Genomic DNA, 17215 nt, shown 5'->3' with positions numbered 1-17215 from the left:
TTATTTAAAACCTATTTTGCTTCTAAAGCTTTTAATTTATCATTCATTTCTAACGCGCGATAAATGTTTTTCAGTGTTTGAATAGCTTCCTCGTTTTGTGGATTAATCGCTAACACTTTTTCTAAATCATTCATTGCATCACGATAAATCGCTTTCTTTTCTTTTTGCAATTGCTCGTATTTTTTATTATCTGCCGCAGACATGCCTAAACTATTCATCTTATTAGTCAATTCCTCGTCTGGTTGCAATTTAATGAAGGCCATATTTAAATAAGCATTATCGTTTTTCGGATTGATGCGAATGGCTTGCTCGTAATACTTTTTAGCATCCTCAACTCTACCTGCTTGGTAACTTGTAACACCTAAATTATACAACAATAAATCGTCATTGGGGTTCTTAGTTAAGGCTTCTTTCGCAATTTCCTCGTATTTACCCATATTATTTGACTTCAAATACAAATCCATTTGCGTCAACATTAAGTTTGTATCATCTGGATTTGATTTTCTAGCCTCAACGATTGCTTTTTCAGCCTCCTCATATTGACCTTCTTGGTAATAGATTAGCGCTAAATTTTTAACAATTTCAGGGCGTTTTGATTCCTCTTTCACTAATTTAGGATCTGTATGTGAACCTTGTTTCACTAATACATCTCTCATCTTAGAATCTTTACCAAAGTTTTGAACTTCACCTGTAGCTTTTTCAACTGCAGTATAGTAGGATTCATTTCCTTTATATCCCAAATCAATTAATTGCTTGTAGTAAGCCGTTGCTGCAGGATAATCTTTAGAGCTAATTGCTGTTGAAGCAGCATAATATAAATACAACGTATCTTGTGGATTGATATCAAATGCTTGCTTGAACTTTTTAGTAGCTCCCTTATAGTTTGATGAATTATTATCTTCAATCGCTTTGTTAATTACTTTAGAAGCAACTGTTCCTAACTCCTCATTTGCTTGTTTCGCAAATTTATTGTTTTTGTCAATTGCCGCTATTTCTTTATAAGCTTCTACCATTCGATCCACATTGGCATCGAAATCTTGGTTTTTCTCAATTTGTTGAAAGGCCAAATTCGATTTTAAGTAATAAAATTGAATTTTTTGGTCATTATTTGCTTGACCTAAAACACCTTCAACGGCTTTCAATGCTGCATTAGCTTCTACAACATTTCCTTTTTTTACTGCTTTCTCAGCATCTTTCAACTCTTTCTTCTGAGCCATAGAAAGCCCTGAAATCATTAGAGCAGCTGCTAAATAAACAAATTTTTTATTCATAACTCTGTTGTTTTATTTTTTATTCTTGATCTTGGTCTTCTAGTTCTTGATCATCGTCTTGATCCTCAAAATTTTCTGTAACGTCTAATACTGTTCCATCAATTTCTACAAATTCTTGGTCTTGATCCTCTTCATCCTCTTCTTTCATTACCTTACAAACAGCGGCAATAGAATCATTTCCTTTGATGTTAATCAAACGAACCCCTTGCGTTGCACGTCCCATTACACGAAGATCAGAAATACGCATGCGGATCGTTAATCCTGATTTATTGATAATCATCAAATCATCTGCATCAGTAACAACGTTAATTGAAACTAACAATCCCGTTTTATCACTGATATTCATCGTTTTAACTCCCTTACCTCCACGGTTTGTTTCTCGGTATTCATCTAAAGCTGAACGCTTACCATATCCGTTTTCAGATACAACCAAGATTTCACTATTCAGATCGCTAACTGATACCATTCCGATTACTTCATCTTTGTCATCTGCTAACGTAATTCCGCGAACTCCCGAAGCAGTTCTACCCATTGGACGCGTTTTTTCCTCATCAAAACGAACTAATTTTCCAGATTTTACAGCAATTAATACTTTACTCTTACCATCTGTTAATTTCGCTTCTAGTAATTCATCGTCTTCTTTAATTGTAATGGCATTGATACCATTTTGTCTCGGGCGAGAATATTGCTCTAAAGGTGTTTTCTTCACTTGACCTTGTTTGGTCGCCATGATAACATAGTGATTGTTGATGTACTCTTCATCTTTTAGATCTTGTGTACAAATAAACGCTTTCACTTTGTCGTCATTCTCGATGTTAATCAAGTTTTGAATAGCACGTCCTTTACTTACTTTTGTTCCTTCAGGAATTTCATACACTCTCATCCAGAAACACTTTCCTTTTTGAGTAAAGAACAACATATATTGGTGATTTGTAGCAACATACATATGCTCCAAGAAATCTTGATCTCTTGTTCCTGCCGATTTCTGTCCTACTCCTCCTCTATTTTGTGTCTTATATTCAGAAAGTGGTGTTCTCTTGATATATCCGGCGTGAGAAATAGTAATCACTACCTGCTCATCTGCGATAAGATCCGTAATACTTACATCTCCTCCAGCATATTCAATAACAGAACGACGCTCATCTCCGAATTTAGCTTTTACTTCATTTAACTCCTCCTTAATCAAGTTCATTCGCATTTCTTTGCTTGCCAATAACTCTTTTAAGTGGTTGATTAATTTCATGATTTCTTCGTACTCCGCACGTAATTTATCTTGCTCTAGTCCAGTTAATTGACGTAGACGCATTTCAACAATAGCACGGGCTTGAATTTCAGATAAAGAAAAACGTTCAATTAATTTGGCTCTAGCTTCATCTGCATTGTTTGAAGAGCGTATTAAAGCAATTACTTCGTCTATATTATCTGACGCTATAATTAACCCTTCTAAGATATGTGCGCGTTCTTCCGCTTTTCTCAACTCATATTGCGCACGTCGAACTACAACATCGTGTCTGTGTTCTACGAAGTGGTAGATCAGCTCTTTTAAGTTCAATGTTTGTGGACGTCCATCTACCAATGCAATATTGTTTACACTGAAAGACGACTGCAGTTGTGTATACTTATAAAGTGTATTTAATACAATGTTTGGAATAGCATCGCGTTTTAATACGTAAACAATACGCATCCCTTTTCGATCCGATTCATCGCGGATAGTAGCAATTCCCTCAATTTTCTTGTCGTTAACTGCTTCGGCCGTTTTCTTAATCATTTCGGCTTTGTTTACCTGGAACGGAATTTCCGTTACCACGATACACTCTCTACCATCAACTTCTTCGAAATTGGCTTTTGCGCGCATTACTACGCGTCCGCGTCCTGTTTTGAAAGCTTCTCTTACTCCTTCATAACCGTAAATAACTCCACCTGTAGGGAAATCGGGCGCTTTGATGTGGTTCATCAATTCGTCAATCTCAATATCGTTATTATCGATATACGCCAATGTTCCATCAATAACTTCTGATAAGTTATGCGGAGCCATATTAGTTGCCATACCTACAGCAATACCCGAAGCACCATTAACCAATAAAGTAGGAATACGCGTTGGCATTACTTTTGGCTCTTCTAAAGTATCGTCAAAGTTTAATTGGAAATCAACGGTTTCTTTATCGATATCGGCAAGAATCTCTTCAGATATCTTCTTCATTCTAGCCTCTGTATAACGCATTGCTGCCGGGCTATCTCCATCTACAGATCCAAAGTTACCTTGTCCATCTACAAGCAAATAACGCATGCTCCAATCTTGAGCCATACGCACCATGGCGTCATATACAGAACTATCACCGTGTGGGTGGTATTTACCTAAAACTTCCCCTACAATTCTGGCAGACTTTTTATGTGCTCTATTAGACATAACGCCTAACTCGTACATACCAAATAACACTCTTCGATGCACAGGTTTTAAGCCATCTCTAACATCGGGAAGCGCTCGAGATACAATCACAGACATTGAATAATCAATGTAAGCTGATTTCATCTGTTCCTCAATGTTAATAGGAATCAACTTTTCTCCTTCAGACATAAGTATATTAAATTTAAATTGTCATTATTAAACGTGCTAATATACAGTTTTTAAAGTGTTTTTTCACAATCTAAAGGCATGAAAAATTCACTTTTTTCAGGATTTTTCTGTTTTTTTTTCGCATCGAGCTAAATAGAGTCATTTTGAGGCACGAATTAGCGACTTTTGAGTTTATCGTGTACCCTAAAGGGGTATATGGAGGATACTGATGGCGATTTTACTTTAGGGGATGACCTTGAAGGAGGTGGATCCATTCATCGTTATAGCGGTTCTAAAAATAAAAAAATCTCACTAGTAGTGAGATTTTTATTTTATAATCGATTGTGAATTTGTTTAAAGTATGCAAATGCCTTACACACCCGGGTACCATACCAAGAAAACATTTCTCCTTCGACAAAGACTGTTTTTCCATGATGGGTAAATCGCCCGATTTCAAAAGCATCTTCTTCTTGAAAAGCATAAGGCATGGAAGGGAGAAATACCACTTCGGGATCGCCTTGTATTCTTATTTTTTTTATTTCAACTTCAGGATAAAGCTCCGCTCGCGTGGCATAGACATTCTCAAACTGGTTCAAGGTTAGGAATTCGTGAATCAACGTTCCCTCTCCCGCAACAGTAAATGGGTCTTTACCGACAAAATAAGCTACTTTATATCCTTGTTTATCACTTACAAAGTCCATCAAGTCCTTTTGCCCAAACTGGATCTTATCCATCCATTTACGCGCTTCTGTGCGCTTATTAAACAATTGTCCCAAAGCTTCCATTAGCTGAATGTTTTGATCCATCGTTCGAACATCTGTTAACCAAATCGGACAAATTCCCTTTAATCGCTCTATTTCTTCTAGTGTATTCTCTTCGATATTGGCAATAATAACATCGGGATTCAATCCCTTAATCTTCTCAACATCAACTTTTCGAGGTTCTCCAATGTGCTCCTTGGTTACCCCGAGGTGATAGGGATGTATACAAGCTGTTGTAATGCCTACTAATTCATCTTCTAACCCTAGGTCGAAAAGCGTTTCTGTCAGTGATGGCACAAGAGAAACGATGCGTTTTGGCGATTGCTCAAACCGGTGTTCACGTCCTAATTGATCTTTGAATACTAGCATAATCGTTCCTTTAAAATGGCTTGCATTTCTTGCTGCATTTTCAGCGCCTCTTCTCTAGCTTTCTCCGCAAAATCCGCTTGATTCGAAGCGTAAATAATCCCGCGGGAAGAATTAATCAACAACCCCACATTTTCTGCTAATCCATACTGACAAACTTCTTGTAAGCTACCTCCTTGTGCTCCAACACCTGGAACTAATAGGAAGCTTGTAGGCGCAACTTGGCGAATATCCTTGAAATATTCTGCTTTTGTCGCTCCTACTACATACATCAAATTCGATGCATTTTTATAGTGTTGCGATGTTTGAATTACCTTTTTGTACAAGGGTTCTCCATCAATCAATTGCGTTTGAAAATCAAAAGCTCCTTCATTAGACGTTAAGGCCAACAAAATGGTGTGTTTGTTTTCAAAAGCCAAAAAAGGTTCTACAGAATCTTTTCCCATATAAGGAGCAACCGTTACACTGTCAAAAGCCATATCTTCAAAAAAGGCCTTAGCATACATGGTTGCTGTATTGCCGATATCGCCTCTTTTCGCATCTGCAATCGTGTACAATGCTGGATAATACTCCTTGATATAAGCAATCGTCTTTTTCAAAGACTCCCATCCTTTCAATCCATAAGCTTCAAAAAAAGCGATATTGGGTTTATAGGCTACCGCTAAATCATGGGTAGCGTCAATAATTGCTTTGTTGAAACTAAAAATCGGATCCTCTTCTTCGAGTAAAAATACGGGAATCTTAGTTAAATCAACGTCTAACCCTACACATAGAAACGATTTTTTGCGTTGAATTTGCTCAATGAGTTGTTGTGTTGTCATGCTCTAGTACTTTGTAAAAAAACCACACTGCTTAGTGTGGTTTTTCTTTATCTTGCGTATTAATAAACTTCGCTTTCTTTTAACTTCTCTGTATTACTCACCAATTGTAACTCTTCTACAATTTTCTGAATACCTCCATTCATCACACCATCTAGATCGTATAGCGTCAATCCAATGCGGTGATCTGTCACGCGTCCTTGTGGATAGTTATACGTTCTAATTTTTGCAGAACGGTCACCACTACTTACTTGAGAGTTACGTTTTTTAGCATCTTCTTCTTGCTTTTTCGCCAACTCCATTTCGTATAAACGAGAACGCAATACAGACAAAGCTTTATCTTTATTTTTGTGCTGTGATTTTTCATCCTGACATTGCGCGACTAATCCGGTTGGGATATGCGTCATACGCACGGCAGATTTCGTTGTATTTACCGACTGTCCTCCAGGTCCTGACGAACAGAATAAGTCAATACGCACATCGTTCATATCAATGTGAACGTCAAATTCTTCCGCTTCAGGCAACACCATTACGGTTGCTGCAGAAGTGTGAACACGACCTTGTGTTTCTGTTTGAGGAACACGCTGTACACGGTGCACCCCTGCTTCAAACTTCAGTGTTCCGTACACATCTTCTCCTGTTACTTCAAAAATAACCTCTTTGTATCCTCCCGAAGTCCCTTCGTTCACATCTACAACAGATGTTCTCCAACCTCTAGATTCACAATACTTGGTATACATTCTAAACAGGTCTCCAGCAAAAATACTCGCTTCATCTCCTCCCGTTCCAGCACGCACTTCCACCATTACGTTTTTCGTGTCTTCTGGATCTTTTGGAATTAAAAGAAATTTTATTTCATCTTCTAATTCTGGCATGCGATCTTTCGCTTCTTCTAGTTGCATTTTGGCCATATCAACCATTTCTGCATCACTCCCGTCCGCTAAGATTTCATTTGCTTCTGCTATATTTGCTGTAAGATTTAAGTATTCAGTACGTTTTTCAACCAACTGCTTTAAATCTTTATATTCTTTGTTTAATTGAACATATCGTTTTTGATCTGCAATCACATCGGGCTGAATAATCAAATCCGAGATTTCGTCAAAACGCTGTTTTATAATTTGTAATCGATCTGTCATATCTAGAAAAGAGATAATTTAATTGGACTGCAAAGGTAAAAAAAAAGAGGAATATATCTGCATATTCCTCTTCATTTCATCTCTTTTATTACTTTTATTTTTTAATCTCTACAGCAATCTCTACATCAGACCATGTTTTTCCTTCGTGTAAAGCACCACAAGCTTCATGTAAAGCATTGAAAGCGTCTTTTGCAGTAAAATCTGCTAAGATGTCAATCGCACCATTTAATTTTACACCTGCTTCTGTTTCTTCATAAGAAAACTCTTTTTCTTTCGTAATTCCATTCAGCGTAAGATTTACAAGTACTTTCCCCTCTTTAAACTCTCCAAAGAATCCATTGATGTTTCCTACTAACTTACTGAAGAAATTCAAACGCAACGTTTCATCTCTAGCTGGATCTCCCGTACTAGCTGAACTTGTGACAATTGAAAACTGAGCTCCTTTTAATCCTTCAGCTAACGTAGCTGCTTCTTGGTTTACCTCTGACAATTTCACTTGATCAAATGTTCCTTTTACTCCAACTTTTGCTGGTGTTTTGAATGCAGTCCATTCAATAGCGTAAGTCAACTCTTTTTGTTGAGGCACTTCTGTTGTTTGCTCTACAGCTTGTTCGGGTGTAGTTGTATCTGTTGATTTTTTATCTCCACATGAAATAGCTACTAAACTTACTAATGCCAGTGCTAAGATTGATTTTTTCATAATGCTTTTGAGTTTTGTTTTCTTGAGGCAACTAATGTACAAAAAGCAATTTACAATTCGCCTGGCTTAAAAATTAAAATTTCCTTAAAATATTTAGGATTATCTGTCTTCCTCTTAGCGAATTAAAAGCTTGGTAAGGGTGTCTTCATATTTCACTTTAAAGCGTTCCATAGCCTCAACATTGACAGTTCCATCAGGCAAAACAACCCCTTCTTTCACCAATTGTTTGAAAATATTTTTCATGCCTTTTTGATTGAATTTTTGTGTTTCAAAAGACACTTTTTCTTGCACAAAAACAAGGGTATAATAGATTATTTCATTGTATTTTCCTCTATCTTCTCTTGCAGGCGTGATATAAACAACTTCCTCCTGCGAATGGAGTTTTTTGAACGTAATTTCATCGGATAAAAAAGGTTGTTCATAGCGCAACACCTCTTGTTTATCAATAAATACCGATTTGTTTTTAAATTTAACCTCTTGGGCCACCAAGATGCTTGTAAAACATAGTGCCACGAAGGTAAAGTAAAGTGTTTTCATCCTAAATATTTGATTGGATTATAGCAGTAAAAATACTTGCATTATATCCTTATTAAAACTGATTTTATAATTTGTCTTTATTTTTCAACGCACACATCAAACAAGTGTTCAATTACTCGTAATTTCCCGATTTTCACTAGCTGTACGCTCCTAAATGTTATTCGCAATCGCCTTAGCCTAGTGACAATCCCCATCGCAATCTGTTGCTGCTTCATAATCTGCTTTTGTTATCTTATAATGCTCCTCTACATTTCTATAGTTAAATGTATCTAACAGATTTCTTTCCTCACAGTCCACTATTTCCCCAAAAACGTTTGTGCAGTTATTCTCTATTATACCATTGAATTGCAGTTGTACAAAAACGGTTTTCTTCTTATTTTCATAAATAACTTCTACCACATTAGGCGCTCCTTCCTTTGTGCGAAAAAATTCAGCAAAATTATAGCCACTATAAGAAGGATAATCTTTGTAATTTTTTGTTATTTGTTCGTTAGGAGCCAAGGAAATGTAGTGCACATTATTTTTTGCTCCATCTTTTTCCATGCTGTAGACTTTCAACTCTACCGGAACACCACTTTGATTTTCGATGGTATAGTGATAATGTGTTGGGTCTCCTTCTCTAATACAAGCGGAAGAAAAGAGTATTGGCACAACCAACAACATTCTAATTCCCTTCTTTCTTATTAATTTCATACCAATGCATATTCGTTATTAACGAATGGAAAAGTACAAAATAATAGTAGTGCTTTTTAATTTTATGATAATTTAATTTAAAGCACTTGATTTTGACATAAAAAAAACAGCAAGAAAGGCTCTTGCTGTTTTTTTACTATTAACGATCGTTCGATGCGTTTATTTTCTTTCGGGGATTTGCTTTAAGATCTCTAAAACAAAGTTCCAGAATTTTTGAAGGGACTCAATATTCGCGCGTTCTGCAGGAGAGTGAGCTCCTTTGATTGTCGGACCAAAAGAAATCATATCCATATCTGGATAATGCGTTCCTAAGATTCCACATTCTAATCCCGCGTGACAAGCCACAACACTAGGTTTTTCGCTGTGTTGTTTTTCGTAAATATCCACTAACACATCTAAAATTTCCGAGCTAGGATTCGGGCTCCATCCTGGGTAAGAACCTGAAAACTCAACTTCACATCCCATTAATTCGAAAGCCGAGCGCAAACCATTGGCTACGTCCATTTTAGAAGATTCAACAGATGAACGCGTTAAACATTTTACCGTTAACTGTCCGTTACCTACCTCAATTTTAGCGATATTATTCGACGCTTCAACTAAATCATCGAAATCTGGGCTCATGCGGAATACGCCATTATGAGCAGCATACATCGAGCGCACGAAAAAATATTGTGCCATAGAAGGCATTACTTTTTTCGGCGTTTCAGCTTCGTCTAATTTTTCAAAGATCACTTCCAATTCTGGATCTACTGTATGTAATTCTGCTTTGATATCCTCTACAATTTGCGTCATATCGTATACAAAAGCTTCATCGTACATCTGAGCAATAACAACAGTTGCTACACTTTCGCGTGGAATTGCATTGCGCAAGCTTCCACCTTTAATTGTAGCGATTTGCAAGCCAAAATTATCAAAAGAATCAAACAATAATCGGTTCATGATTTTGTTGGCATTCCCCAATCCTTTGTGGATATCCATTCCTGAATGCCCACCGTTCAATCCTTTAATTGTAATGCGATATCCTACTGAATTTCCTGGTGCATCTTCTTCATCGTATTCTGCTGCTGCAGTTACGTCAATTCCTCCAGCACATCCGATATCAATTTCGTCGTCTTCTTCTGTATCTAAATTTAAAAGAATTTCACCTGCTAATAGGCCTCCTTTTAATCCCTTTGCCCCTGTCATTCCGGTTTCTTCATCAATTGTAAAAAGAGCCTCAATCGCAGGATGTGGAATAGTTGAACTCTCTAAAATTGCCATAATTGTAGCAACTCCAAGTCCGTTATCCGCCCCTAAAGTAGTTCCTTTAGCACGTACCCATCCATCTTCCACATACATTTCGATTCCCTGTGTATCAAAATCGAAATCCGTATCGTTGTTTTTTTGGTGAACCATATCCAAGTGTGATTGCATCACAATAGTCTTTCTGTTCTCCATTCCCGCCGTTGCAGGTTTTTTGATGATGACATTTCCTACCTCATCCTGGATTGTTTCTAATCCTAATGACTTTCCAAAGTCTACCATAAACGCAATCACGCGTTCTTCTTTTTTAGAAGGACGTGGCACAGCATTTAAATCAGCAAACTTATTCCATACTTGTTTAGGTTCTAAGTTTCTTATTTCTTGGTTCATAATTTCAATCTAGATTCTTATTATTCCTTGTACCTCAAAGGTAAACTATTCTCTTTAAAAATGGAGTGCTAACTTTTATTTTGTTCTCTGCCTCCTCCTACACTTCTTAAAACAAGTAAAGTAAAAGATTAACAAACAACCACTAACTAGCTTTAGATGAAGTTATTGTAGTTCCTATACTTGCAAAAACAACACATGCTATAGACAACCACTGAATCAAGCTAAGTGCTTCACCTAAGAACAATAATCCACTCAAAGCTGCAAATGCAGGGTGTAAACTAGTTAAAATACTAAAGCTCTTAGCAGGCATGCGCTTCATTGCGACCAAGTCCAACGTAAAAGGAAGTGCACTAGACAAAATAGCAACTGCCAATCCCAATAAAAAAAGATTGAGCGTAAGATGAACCAATCCTCCAGAGGCAATGCCGACAGGAACGATAATCATTGCGGCAAATAATGTTCCAACAGAAACCGCAGTTCGCCCATCTATTAGTTGGGAAACCTTGCTTCCCATGACAATATAACCAACCCAAAACATCCCCGCTGTAAAAGCCATCGCAAGTCCGAATAAATCCACATTATTGCTCTTCCAAGGCACAATCAACAAGATTCCAACACAAGCGAGCAAAGCCCAAAGTACATCGAGTACTTTTCTCGATAAAAATAAAGCTAAAAGCAAAGGACCTACGAATTCTACGGTCACTCCCAATCCTAAGGGCACTCTTTCGATTGCAAAATAAAAGAGTAAGTTCATGCCTCCAATACTCACGCCATAGCCCAAACAGCACAACCATTGTTGTTTGGTTAATGCTTTAAAATTAGGTCTATTGATAAGTAGCAACAAGATAGCGGATAAACCAATGCGCAAAGAGCTTGCACCTGCTGGTCCTAAAACTGGAAACAGCCTTTTTGCTAAAGACGCACCCCCTTGCACACACATTATAGAAGTCAAAGCGGCTGAAATAGCAGTTCTTTTTTCACTCATTTCAAATAATTAAAAAAAATAAACTTTATTCTTCTGCAAGCATAAAGTTCAAATTTGGTGCAAAAGTAGTGCTTCAAGAGAAGTCTTACAATGGAAACAACCTTTTTATTTTAGAAGAATACAGAATTAAAAATTAAAAAACCGTCAAATCTGATCTAAAATTAGCGTGTTGGGTTGCTGTAAAAAAATCAGCGAACACTTGATGTATTGGTTGATCTACTTGAGTTCCCTTAATCCCCAATTGAACGTGTACACGAATCACTTGTTCGATTAATTGGGCAACCACTTGTGTTCCAAAAGTGTGTATTTCCTCTTGTATTTCAAGCGCTACAGCTGCATTATTCGCTAAAGCGATTTCGATTTGACTGGCATAGTCAAGGACTGTTTCAAAAGCAGTGTTGATTTCACTTTGATCCGAGGCTAAAACTTTGGCCGGAAGTACAGTCTGCGCTTCTTCCATATAGTGATAGGCCATGCCCAAATAGTTCACAAGGAGTGTCAAATCAGCAAAAGTGCGAAAGGGAATTTTAGTTACAACATCAGCAGTATAAAAAGTGTCATATACAAAGTGATAATCTGCAGGAACGGTCACTTGGTTCACCTCAAAAGAAAAGGTCCCTGTCGCTTTCATCCCCATAGATTTCCAATTTGGAATAATCGTCACCTTACTCTGCTCTACGATAAAAGAGCGAATACAAGGATTTCCTTCAGCATCCAAGCGTGGTTTTCCTTGTTTCAGCAGTCGAGCGTTGAGTGTAAAATGACTCAAATAAGGCGCACCAGTCGCATAATGCCACACCCCCTGAAGGAGATACGATCCGTCTTCTTGTTCATCTGCTGTTCCACCCACCATACCACTACCTCCAAAACAAGTATACTCCTTGGCAAATAATCGTTTAGCCGTTTCAGGCAGCATGTTCCGAGCAAAGTAATTTGCACCAGAACACAGGGTAAGCATCCACCCTAAACTCCCATCTATCTTTGCCCATTCGTATAGATAGGTAATTCCAGTTTTAAAATCACATCCCAAACCTCCATAACTTTGTGGTACCCAGATTTGCAACCATCGCTTTTTGTAAATATGGTTGATCACCTCATCCGAAATAGCCGTAGCCCCTTGCATACGAGCCCTCAATTCACCATCACTTAACATATTGCTGCTCCTTTAAGATTTTACTCCATTTGACAAACCCCACTACCGCAACAATAAACAAGAAAACCGTTAATCCCGCATAGAGATACAAGTCTTTGTGAATCATCAAAGGCACAGATATCAAGTTGCTGATGTTCAGTAGTATCCAATTCTCAATCTTTCGCTTTGCCATCAACCACATCCCTGCCCAAGCAAAAGCGGAGACTAAGGAATCCCAAATAGGCACATCAGAATCAGTATAATGAGTGAGAAAAAACCAAAACAAGATGAATGTAAAGCTGACAAGGCCCACTACAATAAGTCTCTCTTGGGTATTGGTAATCGAAATTTTCGCTTCTTCTTTTTGTTTGCCGTACTTCCAATACAACCAACCGTAAATACTCATCACTAAATAATAAAGATTGAGTGTAAATTCACCATAGAGCTTTGCGACAATCATGACATAAAGGGTCAAAGATATACCGGCAATGCCAAAAAGATAGTTGTTGGAGTTATTTCTCGATGCAAGCACCACTTGAATCATAGAAAAAAGAACACCGAGCCATTCGGCCCACGTTGTTTGTTGTAAAATGTCCTGCATCATATTAACTTAATAAAGTAAATGATGAGATGATAAATAGTCAATCCCTACGCTAGCATTACCTAGATCAGGTGCGGAAACGAGTTCCAGGGTATCATCTCAGCCACAATACCTTGCAGCACCCCTTTAAGGGCACAAAGTTGACGTTTTTTTCTGATACAAAAAAATGAAGGATGAACCTTCTGTAAAAAAGAACCAAACCTCAGATTACCAGTACCCCTATTTAGAAGTTTGTAAACTCTAACAACTTCTACTACTAAATTTAGATAACCCCAACAAAATAGTCTCGTGATTCAACAGTAAGTTTATATTACTTCTAACTTAAATAAACCATCCAATCCGATTTTTGCGTTGATGCGCCCCTTATACTTATTTGTTTATTTAATCTTTCGCGTATTCTTATTTGAATAATAAATAACAAAAACACATTAAATATGAAGTATGTTTATTTTTTTTATTAAAAAATTAAACATACTAACAATAATAGTTGTGTTTAAATAAATATACATTGGTATTTTTTTTCAAAAATTGAATAATTAACAAATATGCATTAAAAACCACTATTTAATCAATTTAAAGTTGCAAGCGTAAATAATTAGACTAATTTTGCTCATTATAAATAATTTTTTAAATAAATCTTTATGAAAAAAGCATTTTCATTATTTGCATTAACTGCATTATTTAGTTTAATTATGATGGCAACTTCTTGTAGCAAAAGTTCGGATTCTGAACCGCCATTCGTAGAAAAAGCCTTAGTATTAACATCAAACAAAACCGACATTAAAGAAGGAGAAGCTGTAGAATTTACGGTAAAAGAAAACAATGAATTAGTTGCAGGAGCTACCTTATTTATTGACAATGTGGCCATTTCTAATCCATTTATTTTCCAACAGGCAGGTACCTATACTGTCATTGCCAAAAAGGAAGGTTACAAAAACAGTAACAGTATAACGATCAAAGTAAACAACGGACAAGCCACGCAAAAAAAGTTGGTTTTATCTGCAGAAAGAACAATTTTCTATGAAGGAGAAACGATCAAATTTACTGTAAAAGACAATAACAATCAGCAAATTTCAGATGCTGTTATTAAACTCGATGGCAAGGAAGTAGGCTCATCTTGGTTAGCGCAAAAGGCAGGCAATTACACCTTTATTGCTACTAAAGAAGGATACGAAGCTAGTCAACCCTTACCGATAGATGTTCGCGTAAGTGAAGTTGAAATTAAATCCCCTAGTTATTTTATTTACCAAGACAAAAGATATGACCTAAGTAAGGCTTCTTTTAAATATATTGGTCAAAAAGTTGGAGATGGAGGAATTTATGATCAATATCGATTAGAGTTGTCTAATGGGATTAACAGCTTCAATAATGTACTTCAATTTAATGTGGAATTTAAGAGAGAACTACTCGCTTTTCAAGTATCTCCAAAAAATGGAAATTACACCATTACTCCTTTTGAACCTTTTGGTTTAACTACTTGGAGTTCTACATGGTTAGACGTACACACGGATGAAGGCTCTTCTGTAGACCTAGCAGATATGTACAAAACAGCAACGGGAAATCAATATATAGAACTAGTTAAAGACGGTAAAATTGACTTTACACTATGGACGATGGACTTTAAAGGTAAACCCAAAGAAAAAATCATAGGAAAGTACACAGGAGAAATCACCATCAATACCAAAAAATAAAAAAATTCATTCTTTATTTTTTCTATTTTACACTTGTTAAATATGAAGCAGGGAGCGCTATCTAGCGCTCCCTGCTTTTGTTTTTAATCTAACCTGCTCGATACTACTTCCTCTTTTTAAATCATTTCATCCAGCCTATTTAAAAGCTACTTTTATATTCTTGGTTTACTTGTAATCCTCCGCTTGAACTACTCAAAACATCTTAAACAAGGCGTTTTGGCAAGCAATGTGTATAGGATTTATGCAATTGCAGCATCTGTAGGATATAAACACAGGCATCACTTTACGACTGCTTGTAAAAAACACTATGGAAAACTACCTACGCAACTAAAGTAATAAGTTTTTTCCACATACAATTCTACCATCTTTTGACAACGTTAAAAATGTATTCTTTCAAAAATTAGGTGATTCACTCAATATACCAATTGGTATTTTTTATATCTTTGTTGCATCAATCTACTTTTAAAGATGAGTAAAGCAGCTAAAACAAGACAGTTCATTATAGAAAAAACAGCGCCTTTGTTTAATACAAAAGGCTACGCAGCTACTTCTATATCGGACATTACCGCGATCACTGGACTAACAAAAGGAAGTATTTATGGCAATTTCAGCAACAAAGATGAGGTTGTCATTGAAGCTTTTTTACATAATGTGGCCCTCATAAAACGCGAAATTCACGCCGCACTTAATCGAGGAAAAAATCCGAAAGAAGCTTTACTGAATTTTGTCGATTTTTACAGACAATATTGGGAGAAACTCGTAACCTCTGGCGGATGTGCTCTATTAAATGCAGCTACAGAAGCCGATGATCACCTGCTCTTCCTCAAAGAAAGCGTACAACACAATTTTACGCTCTGGATACAGCGTTTAACTGGCGTAATTGAACAAGGAAAGGAACAAGGGTATTTTAAACCAAGTGCACAGGCAGAAGATGTAGCCTCTTTATTTGTGATTCTCATAGAAGGCGGTATTTTACTTTCTCGATCACTGGGAGACCGAAAACACCTCAATATTGCACTTGATCAAATTGAGCACATTATCCATACTGAACTAGCAAACTAATCTATCAATATTGTTAAGGCATAACCCATGCCTTTTTTTAGAAACAAAAATATACCAATCGGTATTTTATTAATATTAAAAAAACAAAACAATGAAAGAAGTATTTATTATAGCGGCTAAACGAACACCTATCGGTGGATTTCTAGGTAGTTTACAACCGTATGCGGCCACAGATTTAGGTAGTGTAGTCACACAGTCTATTGTCAGTGATCTCGACTTGCCAACAACGGCTATAGATAGCCTCTACATCGGAAATGGATTAAGTGCAGGACTCGGACAGGCACCAGCACGACAAGTAGGTATTTTGTCTGGTCTTTCGGACCAGACGGATGCAACCACCATCAACAAAGTATGTTCTTCTGGGTTAAAAGCAGTGGCTCTAGCGACCCAACAAATTCAGTTGGGACAAGAACACTTAGTGATCGCTGGAGGAATAGAAAGCATGAGTCGTGTTCCTTTTTATTCTTCTTTTCGTCAAACCCATAAACTCGGGCATGTTACGAGTATTGACGGGCTTTTACACGATGGACTAACCGATGCATATGCCAATATCCACATGGGAAAAGCGGCAGAAATAGGGATCCGCCATTTCAATTTTACTCGAGAAGAACTCGATACTTATGCGTTAGACTCTTATCAAAAGGCTCAACAAGCAACGGAAAAGGGCAAATTTAAAGCGGAAATTGTCGCTTTGGAATCGCGTAATAAATCAAACCCTACTCCTATTGATCGCGATGAAGATATTTACAAGATTATACCGGAAAAACTCGCTCAGCTCGCTCCTGTTTTTGAAGAAAACGGCAAACTAACAGCCGCCAATTCCAGCAATTTAAACGACGGTGCGGCGCTGCTTCTTTTAGCCTCTGCAGACGCAGTAGCAACCTATAATTTAAAACCCATAGCTAAAATTATTGGATATGCTGACGCGGCACAAGACCCCCTTTGGTTTACGACAGCGCCCGCTTTAGCCATTCCCAAAGCACTAAAAAATACCGAATTAACTATTGAAGAAATTGATTTATTTGAAATTAACGAAGCTTATGCTTCTGTTCCTTTATCTGTGGCTCAGCTCTTGAATATCCCCCTGGATCGCATCAATATTTACGGTGGTGCCGTGGCCTTAGGACATCCTATAGGAGCTTCGGGTGCACGTATTTTAGTCACTTTAACCCATGCGTTACAGCAAGAAAATAAGCGCTATGGAGTAGCGGCAATTTGCAATGGTGGTGGAGGTGCAACAGCCCTGGTAATTGAAAAAATATAATTTAATACAACA

The 17215-nt window shown here is 37.2% G+C and carries 15 protein-coding genes; 3 read left to right on the top strand and 12 right to left on the bottom strand.

All coding sequences use genetic code 11. The annotated features are described in order from the left end of the window. Nucleotides 1–11: 11 nt before the first annotated feature. From FBR08_RS14585 to pnuC, 12 genes are all read right to left on the bottom strand, one after another. Entirely contained in the window at nucleotides 12–1271 is a 1260-nt protein-coding gene (locus FBR08_RS14585) for a tetratricopeptide repeat protein (RefSeq protein ID WP_158963396.1), read from the bottom strand. A 19-nt stretch (nucleotides 1272–1290) separates the two neighbouring features. Next, nucleotides 1291–3846, bottom strand: coding sequence for a DNA gyrase subunit A (gyrA, locus tag FBR08_RS14580; protein ID WP_158963395.1), 2556 nt, complete (start codon nucleotides 3844–3846; stop codon nucleotides 1291–1293). Between the two features lie 311 nt (nucleotides 3847–4157). Further along, a complete protein-coding gene (locus FBR08_RS14575) occupies nucleotides 4158–4955 on the bottom strand; it encodes an ABC transporter substrate-binding protein (protein ID WP_158963394.1) in 798 nt (265 codons plus the stop codon). Then, entirely contained in the window at nucleotides 4949–5773 is an 825-nt protein-coding gene (pyrF, locus tag FBR08_RS14570; protein ID WP_158963393.1) for an orotidine-5'-phosphate decarboxylase, read from the bottom strand. The genes FBR08_RS14575 and pyrF overlap by 7 nt, the downstream gene beginning before the upstream one ends. Before the next feature lie 59 nt (nucleotides 5774–5832). Then, the gene (gene prfA, locus FBR08_RS14565; RefSeq protein WP_158963392.1) at nucleotides 5833–6906 is read right to left on the bottom strand and encodes a peptide chain release factor 1; all 1074 of its coding nucleotides are present in this window, start codon (nucleotides 6904–6906) and stop codon (nucleotides 5833–5835) included. Between the two features lie 94 nt (nucleotides 6907–7000). Continuing rightward, nucleotides 7001–7606: a YceI family protein gene (locus tag FBR08_RS14560; protein ID WP_158963391.1), complete on the bottom strand. Its 606-nt coding sequence runs from the start codon at nucleotides 7604–7606 to the stop codon at nucleotides 7001–7003. 114 nt (nucleotides 7607–7720) lie between these two features. Next, entirely contained in the window at nucleotides 7721–8143 is a 423-nt protein-coding gene (locus tag FBR08_RS14555) for a hypothetical protein (RefSeq protein ID WP_158963390.1), read from the bottom strand. 177 nt (nucleotides 8144–8320) lie between these two features. After that, nucleotides 8321–8836 (bottom strand): hypothetical protein, encoded by a 516-nt coding sequence (locus tag FBR08_RS14550; RefSeq protein ID WP_158963389.1) that lies wholly within the window; start codon nucleotides 8834–8836, stop codon nucleotides 8321–8323. Nucleotides 8837–8995: 159 nt separating this feature from the next. After that, nucleotides 8996–10468 (bottom strand): aminoacyl-histidine dipeptidase, encoded by a 1473-nt coding sequence (locus tag FBR08_RS14545; protein WP_158963388.1) that lies wholly within the window; start codon nucleotides 10466–10468, stop codon nucleotides 8996–8998. A 142-nt stretch (nucleotides 10469–10610) separates the two neighbouring features. After that, nucleotides 10611–11453 (bottom strand): EamA family transporter, encoded by an 843-nt coding sequence (locus FBR08_RS14540; RefSeq protein WP_158963387.1) that lies wholly within the window; start codon nucleotides 11451–11453, stop codon nucleotides 10611–10613. 133 nt (nucleotides 11454–11586) lie between these two features. Beyond that, nucleotides 11587–12606, bottom strand: a complete 1020-nt coding sequence (locus FBR08_RS14535) for an acyl-CoA dehydrogenase family protein (protein ID WP_158963386.1) — start codon at nucleotides 12604–12606, stop codon at nucleotides 11587–11589. Continuing rightward, complete coding sequence (gene pnuC, locus FBR08_RS14530) at nucleotides 12596–13189, bottom strand: nicotinamide riboside transporter PnuC (RefSeq protein WP_158963385.1); 594 nt, start codon at nucleotides 13187–13189, stop codon at nucleotides 12596–12598. Before pnuC ends, FBR08_RS14535 begins: the two co-directional genes overlap by 11 nt. A 638-nt stretch (nucleotides 13190–13827) precedes the next feature. Between pnuC and FBR08_RS14525 the strand changes: the two genes are divergently transcribed. The 3 genes from FBR08_RS14525 (at nucleotide 13828) to FBR08_RS14515 (ending at nucleotide 17203) form a co-directional block, all read left to right on the top strand. Beyond that, a complete protein-coding gene (locus FBR08_RS14525; RefSeq protein ID WP_158963384.1) occupies nucleotides 13828–14877 on the top strand; it encodes a carboxypeptidase regulatory-like domain-containing protein in 1050 nt (349 codons plus the stop codon). A gap of 468 nt (nucleotides 14878–15345) precedes the next feature. After that, nucleotides 15346–15939, top strand: coding sequence for a TetR/AcrR family transcriptional regulator (locus FBR08_RS14520; protein WP_158963383.1), 594 nt, complete (start codon nucleotides 15346–15348; stop codon nucleotides 15937–15939). Between the two features lie 91 nt (nucleotides 15940–16030). Then, on the top strand, nucleotides 16031–17203 hold the full coding sequence (locus tag FBR08_RS14515) for a thiolase family protein (RefSeq protein WP_158963382.1): 1173 nt from the start codon (nucleotides 16031–16033) through the stop codon (nucleotides 17201–17203). Nucleotides 17204–17215: the final 12 nt, after the last annotated feature.

This window comes from Myroides fluvii (assembly GCF_009792295.1).
Classification (GTDB): domain Bacteria; phylum Bacteroidota; class Bacteroidia; order Flavobacteriales; family Flavobacteriaceae; genus Flavobacterium; species Flavobacterium fluvii_A.
The sequence above is the reverse complement of the archived record's forward strand: the minus strand, read 5'-3'. Positions and strand labels throughout refer to the sequence as shown.

What these genes read in the sequence shown, in the direction of transcription:
- FBR08_RS14585 (WP_158963396.1), bottom strand. Translation starts at nt 1,271, where the DNA reads ATGAATAAAAAATTTGTTTATTTAGCAGCTGCTCTAATGATTTCAGGG.
- gyrA (WP_158963395.1), bottom strand. Translation starts at nt 3,846, where the DNA reads ATGTCTGAAGGAGAAAAGTTGATTCCTATTAACATTGAGGAACAGATG.
- FBR08_RS14575 (WP_158963394.1), bottom strand. Translation starts at nt 4,955, where the DNA reads ATGCTAGTATTCAAAGATCAATTAGGACGTGAACACCGGTTTGAGCAA.
- pyrF (WP_158963393.1), bottom strand. Translation starts at nt 5,773, where the DNA reads ATGACAACACAACAACTCATTGAGCAAATTCAACGCAAAAAATCGTTT.
- prfA (WP_158963392.1), bottom strand. Translation starts at nt 6,906, where the DNA reads ATGACAGATCGATTACAAATTATAAAACAGCGTTTTGACGAAATCTCG.
- FBR08_RS14560 (WP_158963391.1), bottom strand. Translation starts at nt 7,606, where the DNA reads ATGAAAAAATCAATCTTAGCACTGGCATTAGTAAGTTTAGTAGCTATT.
- FBR08_RS14555 (WP_158963390.1), bottom strand. Translation starts at nt 8,143, where the DNA reads ATGAAAACACTTTACTTTACCTTCGTGGCACTATGTTTTACAAGCATC.
- FBR08_RS14550 (WP_158963389.1), bottom strand. Translation starts at nt 8,836, where the DNA reads ATGAAATTAATAAGAAAGAAGGGAATTAGAATGTTGTTGGTTGTGCCA.
- FBR08_RS14545 (WP_158963388.1), bottom strand. Translation starts at nt 10,468, where the DNA reads ATGAACCAAGAAATAAGAAACTTAGAACCTAAACAAGTATGGAATAAG.
- FBR08_RS14540 (WP_158963387.1), bottom strand. Translation starts at nt 11,453, where the DNA reads ATGAGTGAAAAAAGAACTGCTATTTCAGCCGCTTTGACTTCTATAATG.
- FBR08_RS14535 (WP_158963386.1), bottom strand. Translation starts at nt 12,606, where the DNA reads ATGTTAAGTGATGGTGAATTGAGGGCTCGTATGCAAGGGGCTACGGCT.
- pnuC (WP_158963385.1), bottom strand. Translation starts at nt 13,189, where the DNA reads ATGATGCAGGACATTTTACAACAAACAACGTGGGCCGAATGGCTCGGT.
- FBR08_RS14525 (WP_158963384.1), top strand. Translation starts at nt 13,828, where the DNA reads ATGAAAAAAGCATTTTCATTATTTGCATTAACTGCATTATTTAGTTTA.
- FBR08_RS14520 (WP_158963383.1), top strand. Translation starts at nt 15,346, where the DNA reads ATGAGTAAAGCAGCTAAAACAAGACAGTTCATTATAGAAAAAACAGCG.
- FBR08_RS14515 (WP_158963382.1), top strand. Translation starts at nt 16,031, where the DNA reads ATGAAAGAAGTATTTATTATAGCGGCTAAACGAACACCTATCGGTGGA.